Here is a 15749-nt window from a genome sequence, read left to right on the forward strand (position 1 = left end):
CAATCTATGAAGCACATTTCTTAAAATGTGGCCGTTTTGGAGCCAAAGCCGTTCATTATAATTACATAGACGTCCTATATCTCTCTATTACACCGGGGAGGTCCTGAAGCGAATCATCGGTATAGGCTAATAATTGTTCCGTTTGGGAAGACTCTTTGGGATTGGGAAATACGAGCTTATTGATGTTAAACCCTTGTCTGTCTAATAGGTCAATTAAACTATCAAAACTGTTTTCAGGAAGCGCTTGGCTAAAAGCGGCTTCAGCACGTTTTACAAATTCTTGGGCTTGGAAGTTATCCGCGGGAGCAAACTTCCATCTCCCTGCCACAAATCCCAACCTTCCATGAGAATAGTTGTTTTTTTCTTGACTATAAAAAGTGACGGTCAGAAGTCCAGGGACAGAGCTTTCACGTAACAGCCATACTTCCTTCGCTGATTTATGGGGCGCATCTTCCAAGTCTAATCGTTTACAAGCCTTATCAGCATTCATTGCGGATGAAAAAATGATTGAATTTTTTTCTGCTTTTGCTTCCATGATCACTCCAATATATTACGGTCGAATAACAATTCGTCAATGAGATTAATTTTAAGTGTAGACTATTTTATTGCGGTGGTTTGCAGGGCTGAGTTTACTAAAAAAACGCCATATAACTCGCACGAAGAGCACGCAGCTGCGCTTTGGTTTCTATAAATTGTAATGCTAAAAGCCATCCCTCTTAATGACAATCATTTTTTCTTTGGACATATCCTTCATCGTCCAGGGTATTCCGCCCACCCCATAACCTGATTGTTTTAACCCAGCAAAGGGCATCCAATCGGTGCGAAATGCCGTGTGATCATTAATGAGCACCGTGGAGGCCTCAAGGCATTCGGCGGCGTGCAATGCAGGGGTTAGCTCTTCAGAAAATACACTGGCTTGAAAGGCAAAGGGTAATGAGTTTGCGATAGCAATGGCGTGCTCTATCTGTTCGTATGCATAAACACAGGTTACTGGACCGAAAATTTCCAATTGGGAGACTTTGGCATCAGCGGGCGGATTGAGCAGTACGGCAGGAATTAAAGTGGTTTCAGAAAGACGACCGCCACCAAAAAGTTTTGCTCCTTTGGCTACGGCTTCATCAATCCAGGATACAACTCGCTCTGTTTCACGGGGTAGAATCAATGGCCCTACTTCAGTTTCTTTTAAAAGCGGATCGCCCACGCGCAGCGCCTTGACCCGCTCCACGAATTCATCCATGAATGAAGAGAGGATCTCTTGATGCACAAAAATCCGTTGTACGGAAACACACACTTGTCCAGCATGATAGTAGCCGCCTTTAGTTAGCGCTTGTGTGGTTTTTGTCCGATTCGCGCTGCGATCGACAATGACGGGGGCCGCACCCCCATGTTCTAAGGCACAGCGCGTTCCAGGTGCCAGTTTGCTTCGTAAGTACCAGCCTACTTTTGCGGAGCCAATAAAACTTAAAAACGCGATCCGCTCATCGGTGACGAGCTGTTCGGCTAAAGCATTATCTTCAGTAATGAAGGTTTGACACCACGCTTCAGCAAGGCCGGCCTGGCGGAGTAACTTAATCAGCTCCAGACAACATAAGGGAGTTGTGGTTGCAGGCTTAATAATGACCGGACAACCCACAGCGATTGCTGGTGCAACTTGGTGAACAATGAGGTTTAGTGGATGATTAAAGGCAGAAATTGCAGCCACTACGCCAATGGGTTCTTTAATCGTAAATGCCCAGCGGTTATCACTGGCAGGGGTAAGACCCATGGGAATTTCTTTGCCGGCAAAATGTCGCAGTTCTTCTGCGGCATCGTTTAATCCATCGATGGCACGAGTGACCTCTATGGCTGCATCAGTAAATGGCTTGCCTCCTTCTTGGGCAATAAGCCGTGCAAAGCGGTCTTGATCCGCTGCCAATAATTGGGCGGCACCTTTCAGGATGCTCATGCGTTCGTGAGGTTTCAGCCAACCAGCGCGATTTTTGAAGGCAGCTGCCGCGGTATTCAGCTTGGTTGCAAGTGCTTGGGCATCATCTGCAGGAATTTCTTTGATTAATGTCCGATCAAATGCATGAACTACGCGCAGGTTTTTTTTCATTATTTCACCTTTTGCTCTGGAGGCAAGCGATTTTGTAATTCATCGACAAGTACGCGTTTATTCTCAGAATAGTCGATTGGAAAGATGACCAAATGCACCCCTCCCTCCTTGAATGCGGTTTCTAAAATGGATTGAAAATCTTGAATGTGCTTCACTCGGGTACCTCGTGCCCCGTAGGCTTCTGCATATTTAACCCAATCGGGATTAGAGAAGGTCATACCAAAATCGGGGAAGTGATCTACTGCTTGTTTCCAACGGATCATTCCAAAGGCATGATCTTCGATCACCAGGACGACAAGGTTCAATTTAAGACGAACAGCAGTTTCTAATTCTTGACTGTTCATCATAAAACCCCCATCACCACACACCGCCATCACCCGGCGCTCTGGATACAACAGTGAGGCCATAATCGCCGATGGAAGGCCTGCGCCCATGGTTGCCAGCGCATTGTCCAGAAGAAGGGTATTGGCCATTTGGGTGCGATAATTACGCGCAAACCAGATTTTATACATGCCATTGTCCAGCGCGAGAATCCCATCGCGTGGCATCACTTGCCGCACGTCATGAACCATGCGTTGCGGTGTAAAGCGATCTTCAGTAGAGCGCGCCGTAATTTTACTTAAAATACCTTCTCGCAACGGCAGGAGGGCATCTGCGTGAGGAATCTTGCCTTCTATCTTATCGGCCAGCAGTTTTAAGGAAGGGCCCATATCGCCAATAACCTCTGCCTGAGGGAAATAAATTTTTTCCACAGTAGCGGATTGATAGCCAACATGAATGACTTTCAGATGAGGCCCCATGATAAATGGTGGCTTTTCAACCGTACTGTGACCAATAGTAATAATGAGGTCGGCTTGCTCTATCGCTTCATGCACATAATCGCGTTCTGAAAGGGCTGCGGTGCCCATATAAAGTTCTGTGGTTACAGAAACCGTGCCTTTACCCATCTGCGTGGTGAAATAGGGGATATTCGTTCGCGTAATAAATTGGGCCAGCGCATTGGTTGCTCGCGGACGGGAAGCTGCTGCGCCCAACATAACCAGTGGACGCTTCGCCGCTATGATCATTTCTGCGGCACGATTGAGCGCTTGCTCACTCGCAATAGGGTATTCAAAAGGATGGGGCGGAATGAGGGGCACCGGTTTGCATTTTTCTGCAGCAATGTCTTCGGGCAGTTCTAAATGAACTGGGCCGGGGGTTTCTTCTTCTGCAAGGTGGAATGCTTCTCGTACTATAGTAGGAATCATTGACGGGGAAACTATTTGGCGAGACATTTTGGTTAAAGGTTGCATTGCCGCCACGGTATTCACCATTTGAAATCGCGCTTGCCGCGATGATAAAACTCCTTTTTGGCCAGTAATCATGATCATGGGCATGTGCCCAAGAAGTGCATAAGCTGCCCCTGTGGTAAGATTGAGGGCACCAGGGCCAAGCGTGGTGAGACAAACACCAGCCTTACCCGTTAAGCGACCATAGGTTGCTGCCATGAATGCAGCGGCCTGTTCGTGTCGGGTCAGTACCAGTTCAATGGACGAGTTGCGCAGTGCTTCAATAACGTCAAGATTTTCCTCGCCGGGAATGCCAAAAATGTGTTTCACACCTTCGTTTTCTAGGGCTGCAACTAAGAGTTCGGCGCCTTTAATCATAGTATCCCTCATCTTTTCAAAAGAATCCTTATCTCCATATTATAGGCTTATATTTTTTATTACGTTTGTTCTATTAAGGAATGGCATTTCTACCGCAGGTAGAGAATCATTGCTCAAATAGTTCCCTCCTTATAATAATTACTTGATTTAATTTGAAATAAAACGAAAAAAATTATCTTTTTATAGGGGCATAACGTAGACTCTTTTCCTTTTTAACGTCATGTATAAAATGCTTGATAAATCTGAAAAACCAATAGCAACTGAGACCACAACACACACTCCTGCTCGGTTACAAGACCTTGTTCTCACCAAGATTGCTCGGGATTATCCGGCGCTTAGTTTGTCCATTATTCACGATGAGCGTCTTAAGGTACCTAATTTTAAAGAGTTTTTAAAAAATAACGCTGCATTCATTGATTTATTACCCAAAGAATTGAAGCTTGCAATCATTGAGCTGCTTTCTATCAAGGACAGGAAATCTCATTGGCAAAATTTCTTCATTGCCAAAGATCGATAAATAAAATTCAAGCAGCCCTAGGACCAGCACCTCGTTCTGGAATCAGTTTTTTTTCTAAGTTTAATCAACCTCATGATAATGAATTGCTTGAAATTCTCCATTTCCACAGCCCAGAATGCTTAAAATTAGCCAAAGAGCCTTGGTTTAAAGAAGTAATGATTTATGGTGAACTTGCTCCTGAACATTCTGTTTCCAAATGGTTTGCTGATGCTTTTGCAGAAATAAAAAATTTGCAAAACGCAGCCGTAAAATTGGATGCGGGATTAAAATTTAAAGGTGGACTAACGCTTTCTCAACATACTCTTGAAACACTCTTTCCCGCTTCGCGCGCAGAGATAAAATCCGAATTGTCCATCCCGACCGTCTCACTTTCCATCGCACCGTTTCGTTTTTCTAAGTAAGCGGAGCAATTTGATGTTGAGTTTATTTTCCAATTCGGCAAGAGTGGTTTGATGACTGTCTGAATGCAAATCGCCAACCGGTGATTTGCCGGCAAATAAAATATAATTATCGCTTACTGTGGGACAAATTAAAAGTTCAGCAAAATAATCCTGCATGCATTGAATAAAAGGGGAATCGAACTGTGGAAGTTCGTGAAAATTGATCACAAGCCACCCCATGTCATCCAAAATACGATGAGATTGTTCGATAAATTGCTGTTGGATTTGAAAGGCGTCCATCCCATAATCGAGGTACATATCAGCAAAAACGATCTGCGTGCTGTGACTCTTTTGAAATTTGATGGCGGTTTGCGCATCCGCAATGAGTATCTCAATATTTTTAGCCGCAGGTAATTGAAAAAAATCCATCGCTACTTCATGAACTTTTTTACGCAGTTCGATACAAAACAGCGAGCATTCGGGGAGGAGAAAATGAAGGCAATGAAGCAAACTTCCTCCGCCCAACCCTAATAGGGTGATGCGTGCTGGATGTTGAATAAATGCGAGAACTAACAACATCACGCGGGTATATTCGTGGACAGGAATGTGCGGGTATTGAAGATAAATACCGGTTTGATCATAGACTGGATCGAAGTTCAGTGCTCTGATACTGCCTCTATCCATGACAAAAATATCACCCCAAGAATCATTGGTGCGATAAATAATCGTATTGCCAAAAAAATCATGATCACTAAATTTGTTCTTTGAGCTCAATTATAGATCCTTTAATACTTCAGTGCGTTGCTCCGATTAAAGTAGGGCACCTATTTATTTTGACTGATTATAGAGATTGTTCCAATACAATTGGATTCGGAATTTTGCGATTGAGAAGCGTGTTAAGACTACAGGCCTTGGTTTTAATTTTCCTTGGCCTATAGTCTAACAGAGGACTTAAAGAATTGTTGACGTTACTGATGGTGTAGGAACATCTGTTTTGGGCGTATTTTGCACTGCAAACACACCATGTTGAACTGCTGTTTTTGCGATACCAGGTAATAGCACCGAGTCCATTGGTTTCTTCGCTAACGATCGTTGATCATCGAGCAATATTTTACCATTACTGTCCGTGATCGTTAAATGCAGACGCTCATTATTCTTGTGGAGCTGGGGCTTTAAAGCAACAAATTGGCCAGACATGTCAAAGGAACAAACATACTCTTCTGATTGTGTATCCAAAGTAGAACTTCCTGCCACTTCAAGACGACAAGTGAATAACTCTCTGGCTGCTGCCCATTCCTGTAACTTATCCTGTTGAGACAACGCTTCAATAAAATCAACGGTATTTGTATTTATAATTGGAGAGGCAAATGCATTCGCCACTTTTTGTAATACCTCTGGTTGTTTTACTCCATAACTCAAAATGAAGAATTTATTTTTCACCCGAATTAAAGAAGTTTCCTCACCTAAGGACTCTACTGTACGTTCCAGTTGATTTATAAGTAGGGATTCATAATCTGACGAATTTATTCCGTCTGTAAATAATAAAATATTATTGTGTAGTTTTGAGTGAGTCAGCATCGCTAATTGATCGACGACCGTCGCATAAAGCCGTGTAGAACCGTCTGCTGATAATCTGTTCACCTCATATTTGAGTCGGCTCATATCTTGTTTGCGGAAATTACCAACAGTTCGATTTTCCGTATTGAATTCAGAGATATTGATGACTGCATCGGGTTGGTATTGAAATAAGGCATCCGCCAGTTCGATGACACTCTTTTTTAATGTATCTAAATTCTTTCCAAACATACTGCCGCTTGTATCCAAAACAAAATGATAGGCAGGTGGGGTCAGTGCATCAGGAACGAAGAAGTAAGGTGTTACTTCAGTGATATCGGCACTTACTTTTTTCTCGGCATAAAAAACCTTTCTATTTTCAAACAGTTCTGAATAGGCAAAGAGTAAAGGTGATTGTCCATCAATTAAAATAAGTTCTTGTTTGTGCACTTTTAAATATTCTTTGATGTTAAATTTTATCTTTTCACCGTCGATGCTCAGGTATTTATAATTTAAAGCACTAAAGATTGGTCCATAAACAGCAGAGGGAAGTTGGATATCAAGGTATTCTTGCTGCTCATCTAGTGTGTCTTTGAGTTGTAAAATATCCAATAACGCGAGACAGGACTTTTTGAGTGTCTCGCTATTTTTACTGTCAGAGCAGCTTGCATTCGCAATCTCCTCGGCAAGTAACTCAGCAACAGTCCTTCGTTTAATCGGTAGTTTTACCGCGTCATTTTGTAGCAGATTTTGCAAATCTCCAGCCAACTCCACACCTTCTTTGATGCTTTCCAGATTAAAGATGATACGTTCGTCTTTGCATGTAACCTGCTCTTTCTTTACGGGAATACCCATGGCGTGCAACAACTCCACCATATTCTTTGTACGCAAGACATTATTAATAAGATGCTTCATAAAAATCCCCTTTTATTAAAATAGATGCAAAGTTGTCGGGAATAATACACAGAAATAAAAGGGAAAAATAGCCAAAGAGTTATATTAACCAATTAAGAGGATTGTCTATCGTTCAAACCACTTCATGATTGAAATTAAAAGGTACGGAATGCTTTATTAGGATCCAATTATTTTTACCAAGACTCGCTTATCGCGGCATCCATCGAATTCGCCATAAAAAATTTGTTCCCAAGGTCCAAAATCGAGTGCTCCTTCGGTGATTGCTACGACTACCTCACGACCCATGATTTGTCTCTTGATATGGGCATCCGCATTATCCTCTCCCGTGTCATTATGCTGATAATGCGATATGGGTTCATTAGGGGCAATGAGTTCCAACCACTTTTTATAATCTTGATGTAGACCCACTTCATCATCGTTAATAAAAACGGAAGCAGTTATATGCATTGCGTTTACTAAAATGAGTCCTTCCTGAATGCCACTGTCGTTTAAGCATTCTCGTACTTTATCGGTTATGTTGATAAATCCCATTCGTTCGGGAAGATGAAACCACAATTCTTTTCTATAAGTTTTCATTGAATCGCCCTGCTCCTCAGCAAGAATTATATCAAATAAAGGTTACTCTTTTCGTTTTCGCCACTAGAGCATAGAATTTGCTATAATTGTACTAATTTTGCACCACCTAGAGGGGTAATTATGTTCAGCAGTTCAAAAGATGTTAAAAAAGATCTCGATGATATACGAGCAATTTCTGAATTTAAACAAGTTTATCAACAAATAACCGAGGAAATGTTGGGAGCCGAGCAATGGACACCAGAGGAGAGGGAGGCGATGCATTTACTCTCTGAGGGACATGATCCAGAAGCCATTCGTAATCAAGTGAGATTAGATGAAGAGTCCAATAAAAAAATAGCAGATATGTATTTTATGATTTTGCTCAACACAATCATACGAAACAAAACGAAAATGCCATTTAATCTACCTGAAAATGAAATTGATTCTTGGCCTGATAATTATTCTAGAAATCAGTTTGCTACCGATCTGTTGAAGCATAAAAAAGAATTGAGCGCTTCGCCTGTTGGCAAAGAAGTAATGAAAACTGCTTCGGAATATGCTGCATTATATGAAAGCACGGTGGGTCCGAAACCTGATCGATCAGTTGAGCGATCGGAGCAAGGGAATACCTCACCACAAAATGAAAGTTCTGCTGTCGATAAAGCATGCAATACTGTAGGCTTTTTATATGGTCTAGTCGATGGATTAGCGTTTAGTGCGGCTCAACCATTTCCCAGCGCGCTCACGATGGGCAGTGAGTCGGCAAGTGCAGGATATGCTGCTGGGATGTTTGCAAAAGGTGTTTTTGAAATGGGCGGGTTGGTTGCATCTTTAATGAAGTAAGCGCTTAATTCAATCAGCGTTAAAACACTTAGGATGCATTCGTCACATTATGAATATATTGGTTTCGAGATGAGTTGGGTTAACGATTTATCAAAACACTTGCCTGTTTGGCACAGCCCTTCTGAGTTTCAGCGCTGACAAAATCGATGAAATGACGGAGCGCGGGAGTTAAGCCTTTTTTGGAAGGATAAATGAGGTACAAACTCGCAGTCGATAACGACCAATCAGCCAGAATACGACTGAATGCACCACTATTAATTTCTTGTTGGCACAATTCCAGAGGAAGCAGTGCAACACCTAAACCCCCCAAGGCGGCTTGTTTTAATATCACCCATTCATTGCTCTCCAGCCTGGAGGATAATTGCACGCTCACTTTTTCTCCTGTTTGATGTACGAATTGTATTTGCTGATATCCTTCGCCTCTAGTTTTTCCCAACCAAGAGATTTTCGTTAAATCCTGAGGCGTCTGTAGGGCTGAATTCTGATTGAGGTAATTAGGGGTGGCGACCAGTACGTGGGTGCTTTCTCCAAGTTTTTTTGCGATGAGGTTGGAATCAGTTAAATCATTGATCTGAAAACGTAGGGCTACATCAAATCCTTCTTCGATTAAATCTACCTTTCGGTCATTAGCATAGAGATGGATCTGGATATCAGAATATTTTTGCATAAAATGGATCAGAATCAAGCCGAAATCCGATTGCGCAAATAAAGTAGGGCAGGTCACATGAATTCGTCCTTTAGGTTGAACTTGTGCTTGCAGTGCTGCATCTTGAGCACAGCTTGCTTGATTCACCATGGCAATGCTGTGCTCATAAACCAATCGCCCGATGTCGGTTAGACTGAGCGTACGTGTCGAGCGGTTCAGTAAACGTACCCCTAAATGATTTTCTAATTCGCTAATTCGTCTGCTTAGCTTGGATTTAGTCAGCATCAAACCTTGACTGGCTTTAGTAAAGCTTCCTTCATCAACCACGCGACAAAAATAAAATAAATCATTTAAATCGGGTAAAAAATGGTTCAACTGAGATCCTATTCAAAAGTGCTTATTAGTAATAATTATAGGACAATGTTTCATGAAATAACCAGATTATCTTTCATTGTTTTATATATATGCTTAATTAAACGAATGAATGCTGGGAGGTTTTATGAAATTATTGGCTTTAGATTCAAGTATCCTTGAAGCAGGCTCTGTATCACGCCAATTAATGACTTTTTATTTGAATCATTGGCAACATACATATCCCAAAGAAGAAATGATTTATCGTGATTTGGCGAAGCAAGGTCTTAGCCACTTATCCTCTGAGTCTTTGATTGCTGCCAAGCAGCCAGAAACAATTCGATCCGAAGCGTTAAAAAATGAGTTGGCGCTTGCTGAAATGGTGTTGCATGAATTTTTAAGTGCCGATGAAATAGTCATTGGAGCACCGATGTATAATTTTAGCATCCCCTCACAGTTGAAATCTTGGATCGATCGTATTTTAGTGGCTGGGAAAACATTTAAGTATACCGAGCAGGGAGTCATGGGACTTGCAGGTGATAAGCGAGTGATTATTCTCTCTACTCGGGGTAATTTTTATACGAATAACGCATCCATGCAGGCTATGGATCATCAGGAATATTATCTGCAGACGGTTTTTAATTTTATAGGAGTAACTCGTTTCACCGTGATACGTGCAGAAGGATTACATCTTAGCCCGGAGATCAAGACGAAAGCCATTGCTTTAGCCGAAGAAAAAATTGAGGCTCTATTCCTTTGAACGTACCCCCAACCCCTGCCCCTCTCCCACAAGTGGGAGAAGGGATTCTTAACCACAAAAACCTTGTTGCAGTTATTGCCATTCATTTAAGAAATTGCCCTTCTCCGCTTGGGGGAGAAGGTGCCGTAGGCGGATGAGGGTTTTGATTTAAGTTATAATTGGCTGTAATCAATCAATAGTCCTTATTGATAATTAGCGGAATCTTCTTTTCTCGCTAGCTTGGAACAAATACGGTCGATTTTTAAAGTCTTTGGCCGAGCATTAAGTATGGGCAAGTTCCATCGCTACTTTGACGTCCATTTTCGTTATCAGTGAAAATACATGATCTAGCTCGTGTGGTGAAGTATTGTTCTTTAAAATTTTCATACACCGATAAGCCAAAACAAGTGCTTCTAAGGCTAAGCTTGGTTCCCAAGTAATTAATTGATGCTGTTCAATGAGCGACACAATCAATGCAGTATAGGGTTTTAAAATGGCGTGCTCATCGGCAGCAAGCAATGACTCACATACAGCCATATAGGCGAGTAATTTCACCTTATCGCTTATTGATTCTTTGCTAAGTAATTCAAGTTGGTGGAGGGCGTTTTGGTTTTTCTTCTCTCGCTGTGAGATGGCCTCTTTGATTTCTAGAAGTTGCTTTTGTTCGATTGCGGACAAGGCTTTCTCACTGTCCCCACTCTGTGGAGCCCTCTTTACCATAAGATGGTTCATTTGTTCTGCATAGAGTTCGCTAAGAAAAGGTGTATCGTCATTAAATCGCAATTGTTCAATGCCGGGGATTCTGTGGATAAAATGGATTAATTCGAGTTTGACTGCTTCATAAATGGGATTAAATTTTTTATCGAGTTTTTTTAATGCATTAAGGCTAATCAAATTTAAGTCCAACCAAAAGGGCTCTTGGGGGATGATTTCTTCAGCTGTTGCTACTATTTCAATTAAATTTCCTGTATTTTGTACTTTTTTAATGCGTTCTCGATTAAAGAACTCAGGCGGCTTTACAAGAGTCAATCCCTCTTCGTTATAAGGTACCGCATTGATCCCCCCCCAAGCCGCAATCCGATTTAAATAATAAGCATAAGGGTTGGATGGATCCTTTTCCATTAATTCACGTGCGGCTTGAGTGAGCATCAGTAAGGCCGGTTCTAAATGGATATTTGATTCTTTCTGCTGGTTTGATTCGTGCAACTCGAAAATCGTTTTTTCCTTTGATTCCATAACTGGCGGAACAAAGGTATTGATCGATTCGATTTTTTCGCGCAAATTGGCAAAAAGATTAATATTTACCGCACGAGCAAGTAATTCACTTTCAATATTTTTTAAGGTGTGGATAATTGGTTGCTGGAACTCTTCATTTTCAGTAGTGAGCTTGAGCTGAGATAAATGATTTAATGATTGAGTTGCATACCAGTTTAATGACTCAATTTTTGCTTGCAAACGTCCTTTGGGGTAGGCATCTTCCCAGAAATTGATAATGAAATCCAAAAGAAAATCAAGGCCCGTTGCTAATCCTTCCAGTTGGTATTGGTGGAATAAGCTGCACGCCAAGTATGAGGCGATTTGTACGTCTTTAGTGTGATAGGTCAGTAACTCAATTGCATTATCGCTAATGCGCGGCCAATCAATTTCGGATGATTGACCAATCCGTGATAGTTTTTGAATCTCGTTACGTATCAGTGTGTACTGGGAAAACTCATAACATTGTTGACCTGCTTTGCTAAATCCAGGAATAGGGTTGGTTCCTAACTTACGGATGGAATCCATTCTAAACATCGTATTCCCCCTGAGCCCAACAATCTGTAATGGTTCTTGGAAGCTTAGAGACTTGGGCGAGATTTTGTTGTGCTACTTTAAGGTCTCTTTGTGCTGCAAAGTATTTTTCTATCTGCCACATGATGTCACCGCCACCTTTGATGTAATAACTCATGCGAATTTTATCAATTTTGTGCTCTTGCAAAAATTTGGTATGTTCTGGAAAGTTATGAGGATAAAAATCTTTTACACCGGTATTAAAATCCTGTAAAAATCGCAAAAATCCCTCATCACCATGGTATTGAATTGCTAATTTAATACCACCAAAGTAAATAGAAATTTCGGTAGGCCCACAACTTTCCAATTTCCAATTAGGAATTTGTTGCTGTGATGGGTAATTATAATTTTCTAATGTATATTGTTTTTCCTTACATTCAACGCGTAAAACGGTTTTATAAGGCAGCGTTGTGGCCTTTGCATCTAAGTTTGTGGGAAGCGCATGAATCATCAAATCAACGGCTTGGCCTTCTTCGGGTTTCTGTTTCATATGACTTAACGCTTCCAGGCCCTCATTAATTCTCATGCCAAAGGCTAACAATTGATAATACTGCGGCGTGAAGGGGAACTCATGATTTAAAACATATCTGGGTAAGAATTGAGTTCCTATTTGCTTCACGAAAGGAAGTGAATATTTGTCATGGAATATCCAAACCAAACCGCCCTTTGCAAACAAAGTTTGATTCAACTCCTCACCACTTAAAGCAATCGTGCGGAGATACACTTCATCAAGCCACTTTTGTTGTATAAAACAAGAGGCAAAACGATTGGTATAGTCAATGTAATAATCTAATGGACCACGCATCAACATCCAAAAAGGATTAGATGAGTCAAGTTGATCAAAATGCTCCAGTGATCGTCTCATATCGACTAGAGCTTGATATGCTTGCATGACTGGAGAGGATTGTCGGTCTACTTCAATTTGGCTCAAGTACAGTTCTCTAGCGCTCATATAGGCTTTAACTGCTTGTACGTAGGGTTCCTTATAAAGTTGCTTGAGTAAATCACGGTAGCGCATATAAGATTTCACTGCGTTGACCTGAGTATTAAAATTTAATTTATTAGCGACGCTTGGCGGTCTGTTGTTCAGGTTATTGGGACCAACAACAGGAGGATTGTGGTTGTCAGCACTATTATTGTTCCATTGGGAAGGTTTTTCTTGGAGTTTTTTCATCCACTGAGAAACAAGATCGGAAAGTTGCTTGAACTCAACTCCTTTATCACTACTATGGCTGTACACCATGAGATCGGAGAATTGAAGGACAAGTTGAATCCAATGAGGTGTTGTAAAGGGAAGTTTACCTTGAAACTCTGATGCTAAATCTTGTAAGAAGGCATTATAAGGACTACTGGGTTGCAGCATGTCATTAAACGTTTGATCCCACTCGTATTGAAAGGCCAGTGTTTTGGTTCCTTTATAAAAGTTAAGGGCAAAGTTTTTCCATACATTGAGTCGCGCCGCGGCATACCACAACTTAAAGCTATTTTTGGGGCCACTGATGTCGATGTATAGGGGTAACGCATGATTTATTTGCACCAGCAGAGACTGAATGGCTGTAAATCCTGCTTTGGTGTAGGCTGGGGCAATGAGATAATCTCTGACGATATTGGAGCCTATCCAGAAACTGTTTAAGCCTATTTCCGACACCCCTTCTTGGGTATTTGCCCACTCAAGCAGCCAGCGCAAATCCGAAGACAAGATATGTGATTGATCAAGCCATAAAATTAACCGACCTGATTCGCCTCTGAGTTGCTCGGTGTTTGAATCCCAAATGACATAATCTTTGTAGAGTGGACCAAAAGTATTCAGAAAACGGTCAGGTAATCGGTTGTATCCCAAATATCTTATTTGGGGATCAGGCATTTGCATTAAAGTGTTGGGACTGACACCACTTATTATCTTTGCTTGGATTAAATTAATCCGGCTTACCATATTTTGAACTAAATAGGCTTTTTGTGTATCCGTTAAACTGCCGCCATGACTCAGCATTTGCTCCATTCGATTATCAAGAAGCGTCAAGATGTATTGTTTAAAATGATCTACATATTGCTCACTGTAATAAGTATATAATCGATTTAAACCTCCACGATAGGGCAATACTTTAATTTGCAATTGATTTCTAAAGAGATCGAGTTGACTCATTAGCGTATGATAATCACCAAATAGCAGTAAGTTTTGTTCCAATTGATCGGAGAAGGATTCTTTTTTAGGTAAAGGTTTTATCAGTTCGACTAAACGATTGGATGTCGCATTATAAACATAGATTAGATAGCCTGCAGCCAGTGCACTTGCAAAATACCAAACACCTAAATACTCCCATCTTCGTTTGTTTCTTTGTTTGATTTCTGAGCCTAATAAAGACATGGGGCGGATCAGTGAGAGCTGAACCTGATCAATAAAATCATAATAAAAAACACTTTCTTCAGTGCCATTGTTCTGATATTCGCCGAGCAAATAAACCCCATGCAACACTGCAGGTTCTGTATAGGGTGAGGTAGCAAAAAATAAATTAGTGAACCTTGAATAATTTTCTTTGAGTTTTTTTACGGTCGATGGGAAATTAAATGCCGCGACGTCTATGGTTTTTTGCGTCTCATATAGAACAATATCAATGACCTCTTCAGCGCGATTACTGATGTAGTTGAGCGGTTCTGTAGACGTGGACTCTTTAAGGGGGTTCGCAACAATGTAACCCATGGCTTGAGTCCATAGGCTCTCCGGCATCAGTCCCACGAATTCTTGAAAACCATTTAACTCATTACATCGAGTGATGCAAAACAGCACTTGCTGGCGATAACCTGTGAGCAGACTGACTTGATCAATCCGATCTTTCAAGGTTCGAGCCAGATGGGCAATGTCTGATTTATCTCCATTTAAAAGTTTTGAGGCTGGGAGCTCAATGACCACTTGATCGATAGGCGTAATCGCTTTCTTTTGACTCTTGATGTATTTAAGAAAATCCAGCCATTGCTTTTCTACTTTTTTTGAGGTGTTTGTTTCAAAAAGCTCTGCATCAACACACCATATGACAAAATTATCGAGCACATAAACTTGATTACGTTGAAGCGCTTCATCTTCCGCATCACCCACCATAAAATGGGTATGCAGCTTCAATCCGTTGGAAATGAGAATCGTTGTTTTACCGAAAAAAAGTATCCAGGGCATTTGCCAGAAACGCTTTGCTCCACCGGCAATATGATTGGTTTCTATGTAATTCAGCGCATTTTCTAAAGTTAAACGTAAACCTTCAGTCTCAATTTTTTCGCCGGTCTCTTTGGCCTTCGTTGCTTTTCTTTTTTTATACCACTTCCTGATAGCCCAGGTAATGCTGTCGACAATCAGGAATGCCAAAAGCATGGCCAAGAAAATAAGTGCACCTACCCAGATAGGATAATCGAGATGAAACGTTATAAAAGTGGCGTAAGCCCCCAAAATAACGACAAGCAAGATCCAAAAAATGATATGTCCTAATCGTCCCATTCGACTCTCTTGCTAAGGATTTGTTTCCCTTTCTACTCCCTTGACCAATCTTTGTTGATTTTCTGCGCTCCGATGCCCACATTCTCCCGCGTCATCCCTATTGAAACGAGGATCTCCTGTCCTGATGTTAGATCTTGGAGCCCCTTCGCTTCGCTGGGAATGACAAGGGTTGTATGCCGCTTTTCGGTATTCAAAATCAA

General features: G+C 41.3%; 13 protein-coding genes. 4 read left to right on the top strand and 9 right to left on the bottom strand.

Annotation, left to right across the window (positions count from 1 at the left end):
- Positions 1 to 61: 61 nt before the first annotated feature.
- From OQJ13_RS10210 to OQJ13_RS10220, 3 genes are all read right to left on the bottom strand, one after another.
- Positions 62 to 535, bottom strand: coding sequence for a hypothetical protein (locus OQJ13_RS10210; RefSeq protein WP_265710743.1), 474 nt, complete (start codon positions 533 to 535; stop codon positions 62 to 64).
- Between the two features lie 165 nt (positions 536 to 700).
- Positions 701 to 2095, bottom strand: a complete 1395-nt coding sequence (locus OQJ13_RS10215) for an aldehyde dehydrogenase family protein (protein WP_265710744.1) — start codon at positions 2093 to 2095, stop codon at positions 701 to 703.
- A complete protein-coding gene (locus OQJ13_RS10220) occupies positions 2095 to 3741 on the bottom strand; it encodes an acetolactate synthase large subunit (protein ID WP_265710745.1) in 1647 nt (548 codons plus the stop codon). The genes OQJ13_RS10215 and OQJ13_RS10220 overlap by 1 nt, the downstream gene beginning before the upstream one ends.
- Positions 3742 to 3970: 229 nt before the next feature.
- Between OQJ13_RS10220 and OQJ13_RS10225 the strand changes: the two genes are divergently transcribed.
- Positions 3971 to 4258 carry a hypothetical protein gene (locus OQJ13_RS10225; RefSeq protein WP_265710746.1) on the top strand — a complete coding sequence of 96 codons (288 nt, stop codon included), beginning with the start codon at positions 3971 to 3973 and terminating at the stop codon, positions 4256 to 4258.
- The gene (locus OQJ13_RS10230) at positions 4225 to 4659 is read left to right on the top strand and encodes a hypothetical protein (RefSeq protein WP_265710747.1); all 435 of its coding nucleotides are present in this window, start codon (positions 4225 to 4227) and stop codon (positions 4657 to 4659) included. The genes OQJ13_RS10225 and OQJ13_RS10230 overlap by 34 nt, the downstream gene beginning before the upstream one ends.
- On the opposite strand, the gene OQJ13_RS10235 is transcribed toward OQJ13_RS10230, so the two are convergent.
- The 3 genes from OQJ13_RS10235 to OQJ13_RS10245 form a co-directional block, all read right to left on the bottom strand.
- Entirely contained in the window at positions 4624 to 5412 is a 789-nt protein-coding gene (locus OQJ13_RS10235) for a spermine synthase (RefSeq protein WP_265710748.1), read from the bottom strand. The two genes, OQJ13_RS10230 and OQJ13_RS10235, sit on opposite strands and share 36 nt — an antisense overlap.
- Positions 5413 to 5589: 177 nt before the next feature.
- Complete coding sequence (locus OQJ13_RS10240; protein WP_265710749.1) at positions 5590 to 7107, bottom strand: VWA domain-containing protein; 1518 nt, start codon at positions 7105 to 7107, stop codon at positions 5590 to 5592.
- A gap of 156 nt (positions 7108 to 7263) precedes the next feature.
- Complete coding sequence (locus OQJ13_RS10245; protein ID WP_265710750.1) at positions 7264 to 7683, bottom strand: secondary thiamine-phosphate synthase enzyme YjbQ; 420 nt, start codon at positions 7681 to 7683, stop codon at positions 7264 to 7266.
- Between the two features lie 120 nt (positions 7684 to 7803).
- Between OQJ13_RS10245 and OQJ13_RS10250 the strand changes: the two genes are divergently transcribed.
- Positions 7804 to 8505, top strand: a complete 702-nt coding sequence (locus OQJ13_RS10250; protein ID WP_265710751.1) for a hypothetical protein — start codon at positions 7804 to 7806, stop codon at positions 8503 to 8505.
- A 79-nt stretch (positions 8506 to 8584) separates the two neighbouring features.
- Here OQJ13_RS10250 and OQJ13_RS10255 read toward each other — a convergent pair whose 3' ends face one another.
- Entirely contained in the window at positions 8585 to 9526 is a 942-nt protein-coding gene (locus tag OQJ13_RS10255; protein ID WP_265710752.1) for a LysR substrate-binding domain-containing protein, read from the bottom strand.
- Positions 9527 to 9650: 124 nt separating this feature from the next.
- Here OQJ13_RS10255 and OQJ13_RS10260 point away from each other — a divergent pair, with 124 nt between their 5' ends.
- Entirely contained in the window at positions 9651 to 10262 is a 612-nt protein-coding gene (locus tag OQJ13_RS10260) for an FMN-dependent NADH-azoreductase (protein WP_265710753.1), read from the top strand.
- Between the two features lie 261 nt (positions 10263 to 10523).
- On the opposite strand, the gene OQJ13_RS10265 is transcribed toward OQJ13_RS10260, so the two are convergent.
- Both OQJ13_RS10265 and OQJ13_RS10270 read right to left on the bottom strand, forming a co-directional pair.
- Complete coding sequence (locus tag OQJ13_RS10265; protein WP_265710754.1) at positions 10524 to 12032, bottom strand: TssA family type VI secretion system protein; 1509 nt, start codon at positions 12030 to 12032, stop codon at positions 10524 to 10526.
- Positions 12025 to 15549, bottom strand: a complete 3525-nt coding sequence (locus tag OQJ13_RS10270; protein WP_265710755.1) for a type VI secretion protein IcmF/TssM N-terminal domain-containing protein — start codon at positions 15547 to 15549, stop codon at positions 12025 to 12027. The genes OQJ13_RS10265 and OQJ13_RS10270 overlap by 8 nt, the downstream gene beginning before the upstream one ends.
- Positions 15550 to 15749 lie beyond the last annotated feature (200 nt).

Origin of the sequence: Legionella sp. PATHC035 (assembly GCF_026191115.1) — a bacterium.
Lineage (GTDB): Bacteria > Pseudomonadota > Gammaproteobacteria > Legionellales > Legionellaceae > Legionella.